This is a genomic window from Melioribacter sulfuriphilus (assembly GCF_052656625.1).
Genome location: NZ_JBQXXK010000013.1, coordinates 79,189 through 84,089, shown reverse-complemented (window position 1 = coordinate 84,089; position 4,901 = coordinate 79,189). Strand labels below are relative to the sequence as shown.

General features: G+C 36.7%; 4 protein-coding genes and 1 CRISPR repeat array. All 4 genes read left to right on the top strand.

Going from position 1 to position 4,901, the window contains the following annotated elements; translation table 11 throughout:
• Nucleotides 1–116 precede the first annotated feature (116 nt).
• Genes ACUN8G_RS14075 through cas2 form a run of 4 tightly spaced genes read left to right on the top strand, consistent with a single transcriptional unit; the run spans nucleotide 117 to nucleotide 4,077 of the window.
• Nucleotides 117–2,087: a CRISPR-associated helicase/endonuclease Cas3 gene (locus ACUN8G_RS14075; protein WP_445480957.1), complete on the top strand. Its 1,971-nt coding sequence runs from the start codon at nucleotides 117–119 to the stop codon at nucleotides 2,085–2,087.
• A 52-nt stretch (nucleotides 2,088–2,139) separates the two neighbouring features.
• Entirely contained in the window at nucleotides 2,140–2,739 is a 600-nt protein-coding gene (gene cas4, locus ACUN8G_RS14070) for a CRISPR-associated protein Cas4 (protein ID WP_445480956.1), read from the top strand.
• Complete coding sequence (gene cas1c / locus ACUN8G_RS14065) at nucleotides 2,736–3,779, top strand: type I-C CRISPR-associated endonuclease Cas1c (protein WP_437347758.1); 1,044 nt, start codon at nucleotides 2,736–2,738, stop codon at nucleotides 3,777–3,779. The genes cas4 and cas1c overlap by 4 nt, the downstream gene beginning before the upstream one ends.
• Nucleotides 3,780–3,786: 7 nt before the next feature.
• Entirely contained in the window at nucleotides 3,787–4,077 is a 291-nt protein-coding gene (cas2, locus tag ACUN8G_RS14060) for a CRISPR-associated endonuclease Cas2 (protein ID WP_437347759.1), read from the top strand.
• 173 nt (nucleotides 4,078–4,250) lie between these two features.
• Nucleotides 4,251–4,873: a CRISPR direct-repeat array (repeat unit 32 nt; unit sequence GTCGCACGCCGTGTGCGTGCGTGGATTGAAAC).
• Nucleotides 4,874–4,901: the final 28 nt, after the last annotated feature.

Sequence of the window (4,901 nt, the reverse complement as noted above, 5' to 3'; positions counted from 1 at the left end):
GGCTCAATAAAGCAGACAACACTATTTCAAAGAACCAATTTTTACTTATACATGATTTATTTTTTCAATGAAAACGACAATACTTATAAATCTGTTCCTCTAATTGAATTTTTCAGATGTCTCTAAATAATAATATGGTTGAATCGGCGTTTTTGGTCTATTCACATCATATTGGTTTACAATCCATACCTGAAGAACAGGCAAAGGCTGAATTATTTCTTCGTGACGCAAATATATATAAACATACAGAGCAGTTTTTGAATGATTATCTCATGAAGCATGTACAAGCAGATTGCGAACTCATAGAAAAGCAATCTAATCTAATTTCTGATTGGAATGGTCTTACAAGACGTATTGCTTTATCCTGTTTGGTAGATGCTGATCACGGTGACACTGCTTACAATTATGGAAAAGAATCTCTAACTAGATTTATAGAACCTCGATGGGAAGAAAGATTAGATTCCCTTGATAAATATATAGAAAGACTTCAAAAGGAATACGACGGAAGTAAAAGAGCTGAATTGAGAAATAAAATTTATAATGCTTGTAAAGAAACAGACACAAATCTCCCAATTTATTCTTGTGATAGCCCAGTTGGTACTGGAAAAACAACTGCTGTAATGGTCCATTTATTAAGGACAGCAATTGCAAAAAATTTACGGCACATTATTATTGTATTACCATACACAAATATTATTAAACAATCAGTTGATATTTACAGAAAGGCATTAGTTCTTAAGGGTGAAAATCCATATGAAGTTGTCGCCGAACACCATCACCAAGCCGATTTTGATTCTTTAGAAACACGACATCTGTCAACTCTATGGAAATCACCCATTATTGTTACAACTGCTGTTCAGTTTTTTGAGACGATTGCGAGTAACCATCCCTCAAAACTTAGAAAATTGAACGAACTTCCGGGTAGTGGGATTTTTATTGATGAAGCACATTCAGCAATACCAAATCATTTATGGCCTCTGACTTGGAAATGGATAAATGAATTTGCTAAAAGATGGTCTTGTTATTTTGTTATCGCTTCTGGTTCTCTCCCAAGATTCTGGGAGCTTAAAGACTTAATGGAAATACAGCATTCAATCCCAGAATTAATACCCCAATCCCTTAGAGATGAAGCATTAAAACAAGAGTCTGAAAGAATACAACCTGTAAGCTATCGCTCAACTCTCAATGACGAACAATTAATGCATTTAGTTCTTTCTAAAAATGGGCCACGTTTAGTTATTTTGAACACTGTTCAATCGGCAGCTGTATTAGCTGATAAATTGGCTAAAAAACTCTTTGCAGCAGAAACTTATTCAGTAGATATAAGAACTTCCAAAGTCTTGCACCTTTCAACTTCTTTGGCACCTAAACATAGAAACGTTATTGTAGAGGAAATTAAAAGACGATTGAATTTACCATTGAATGATCAGGATAGGGATTTTACTCTGGTTGCAACGAGCTGCGTTGAAGCAGGATTAGACTTTTCATTTAGAACTGCATTTAGAGAAAGTGCTAGTGCAGCAAATTTAATTCAGGTTGGTGGCCGTGTTCGAAGAAACATAGAAGATTTTGAACCAACTCTGATTGACTTTAAAGTAGAAGGTCCTCTTTTTAATCGTCACCCTGCCTTTACTATTTCTCGTCAAATTTTAGAAAAACTTTTTGAGGAAAAACGGTTTGAAACTGATGCGCCTGCTGACTTAATAACGGAAGCCTTGAGAAGAGAAATTATGTCAGATACTCAGAATAAACATAAGCGTTTACTTCAGATGGAAGAGGATATGAATTATCCAGAGGTAGATAATCTTTATAAAGTTATTGCAGCAGATACTCGTTTTGTTCTTATCGATGAAGACTTAATAGCTAAAATTGAAAATCACGAAAAAGTTGAGCCAAGAGAAATTTTGTATAATAGCGTACAAATTTGGGCAAACAAAATTGATAATCTTGGCTTAAAGCCACTAAGGAGTTTTTTTAATAGTGGCATTTATGAATGGTGTTATGAATATGATCCAGATTTTCTCGGGTATATGAAAGGACTTCTCCCTATACTTTATGCGGACGCCAAGGGTTTTGAAATATTCTAATAGATAAAATAATAACAAAACACTTATTATGTACACCGAAGATGATTTCGTAATGATAAGTGCTTTACAGCATTATATATTCTGTCCACGTCAATGCGGGTTAATTCATATTGATGATGTGTGGCTGGATAATCTTTTTACTGTGCGTGGTGAAATACTTCACGAAAAAGTTGATACTGATACATACGAAACAAGAGGAGATGTTAAAACAGTGCGTGGATTAAGAATTCATTCTTATAAATATGGACTAGTAGGTAGATGTGATGTTGTAGAATTCAGACAAACTCCAAATGGTAAAGAAATTTTGCCAGTTGAGTTTAAAGCAGGAGAACCCAAAGAGGATATAAGTGATAAAGTTCAGCTTTGTGCACAAGTATTTTGTCTCGAAGAAATGCTTAATATCTCGATTGAAAGAGCAGCATTCTTCTATGGAAAAATTAGAAGACGAAATTTTATTGATATTGATTCTGAATTAAGGAATCAAACAGTAGAAGTAATAGCAAGTGTGCGGAAAATTATAACTGATAAAAAAGTCCCTGTAATTGAATACACCTCCAAATGCCGCAATTGCTCACTGATTAATATTTGTCAGCCTAAAGCATTAAATCAAATTAAATTGCAGAAATATCTAAAGGAACTTTATAACTTATGAGAAAACATCTCAACACACTTTATATAACTTCCGATGATGCTTTTGTAAGAAAGGAGCACGAAACTTTTGTCGTAGAAGTAAAAGATTCTGAAGGTAATTCAAAAAAAGCATTTCAGGCACCAATTCGTACAATTGAAAATATTGTTTGTTTTGGATTCAAACCATTAACTCCGCAGCTTATGGCTTTCTGTGCTGAAAATAATGTCGGTATAAGTTATTTAACTCCTGAGGGAAAATTTCTTGCAAGAGTTTACGGGGCACAAAAAGGAAGTGTATTATTGCGCAAACAGCAATATGCAATTTCAGATAGTGAGCTTGAATCATTGAAAATTGCCAGGTCTATCGTGGCAGCAAAAGTAGCCAATTACAGATATCTTTTATCTAGGCATCAAAGAAACCACCCGGATATATGTCCTGATTCGGTTTATCATGCTGCAGAACGGTTAAGAAAACGTATTCAAAAAATTCTAAATGCAAACAGCCTTCTTGAGTTAAACGGTTACGAAGGTGAATGTGCGAATATTTATTTTGGGGAACTCTCGAATTTAATTACTGCACAACGCGAGGATTTCGTGTTTTTACAGAGGTCAAAACGACCACCTTTAGATCCAGCAAATGCACTTCTTTCTTTCCTTTATGCTATATTAGCAAATGATGTACGATCTGCACTTGAAACTGTTGGTTTAGACCCTCAGGTAGGTTTTCTTCATCAAATAAGACCGGGAAGACCATCACTTGCGTTAGATTTAATGGAGGAGTTCAGAGCATATCTTGGAGATAGAATAATGCTAAATCTGATAAATCTTCGACAAGTTACAATTAAAGATTTTGACTTCAGGGAATCGGGTGAAGTAAGAATTTCAGACGGTGCAAGAAAAGAAATTCTTGCAGCATATCAGAAGAGAAAGCAGGAAGAAATTACTCATCCTTTTTTAGGTGAGAAAATAACTATCGGTTTATTGCCACATATTCAGGCACAATTGCTTGCAAGATACATTAGAGGTGATATAACTGAATATCCACCATTTTACTTAAAATGAGGTAATTATGATGGTTGTAGTTAGTTATGATGTATCTACAAAAACAAAAAGCGGGCAAAAGCGGTTACGAAAAGTAGCGGAAGCCTGTCTAAATTATGGAATCAGAGCACAGTATTCAGTTTTTGAATGTGTTGTTGAACCCGGCCAATGGGAATTATTGAAGAATGAATTACTGTCAATTTATAATCCAGAAGAAGATAATCTCAGGTTTTATTACCTTGGGTCAAACTGGCAAAGAAGATTAGAAAATTTCGGAGTTAGCAAGAATATTAAAGCAGATGATCCATTTATTATTTAAGTAATACGAATTGCTAATCTAAGTCCACACAAAATTATGGGGGGATTAGCAAGTGAATAAATTGCAAAAAACAGACAATAATTAATAAAATATTATTCTCGTGATGAATTATTTTAATGTTAGCAGGTATTATTTTATAAGAGCTTATGTTCAAATAAGTTAGACATTGTACAGTCGCACGCCGTGTGCGTGCGTGGATTGAAACGATAAGTAATTCTTTATGTTGTCTTGCCATCCAGGTCGCACGCCGTGTGCGTGCGTGGATTGAAACTCTGTAAATGCAGCGCTAAAAGAAGTTAGCTGGAGTCGCACGCCGTGTGCGTGCGTGGATTGAAACAACGTTGGAGAAGAATACGTACCTGCTTCTGAAGTCGCACGCCGTGTGCGTGCGTGGATTGAAACATCGCATATCTGATAGCTCTGCGCGTGTATGCGGTCGCACGCCGTGTGCGTGCGTGGATTGAAACCTCTATTGAACGCGGGGGCTGACGGAATAAGGGGTCGCACGCCGTGTGCGTGCGTGGATTGAAACAATATGGGAAAAGCTATAGAATTACCTGAAATAGTCGCACGCCGTGTGCGTGCGTGGATTGAAACGTGACTATACAAGACAGTCTCGATGCTGGCAATTGTCGCACGCCGTGTGCGTGCGTGGATTGAAACATTAAAGTCGTCGACTGGCGGATACAATATCTCGGTCGCACGCCGTGTGCGTGCGTGGATTGAAACTTATAAAGGGAATCAGACAAACCGATCAAACTCGCGTCGCACGCCGTGTGCGTGCGTGGATTGAAACGTGGTCAAGGCAACTCTTGTTGCCAGGT

Coding starts and splice junctions, on each gene's coding strand:
- cas2 (WP_437347759.1), top strand. CDS start 3,787: ATGATGGTTGTAGTTAGTTATGATGTATCTACAAAAACAAAAAGCGGG.
- ACUN8G_RS14075 (WP_445480957.1), top strand. CDS start 117: ATGTCTCTAAATAATAATATGGTTGAATCGGCGTTTTTGGTCTATTCA.
- cas4 (WP_445480956.1), top strand. CDS start 2,140: ATGATAAGTGCTTTACAGCATTATATATTCTGTCCACGTCAATGCGGG.
- cas1c (WP_437347758.1), top strand. CDS start 2,736: ATGAGAAAACATCTCAACACACTTTATATAACTTCCGATGATGCTTTT.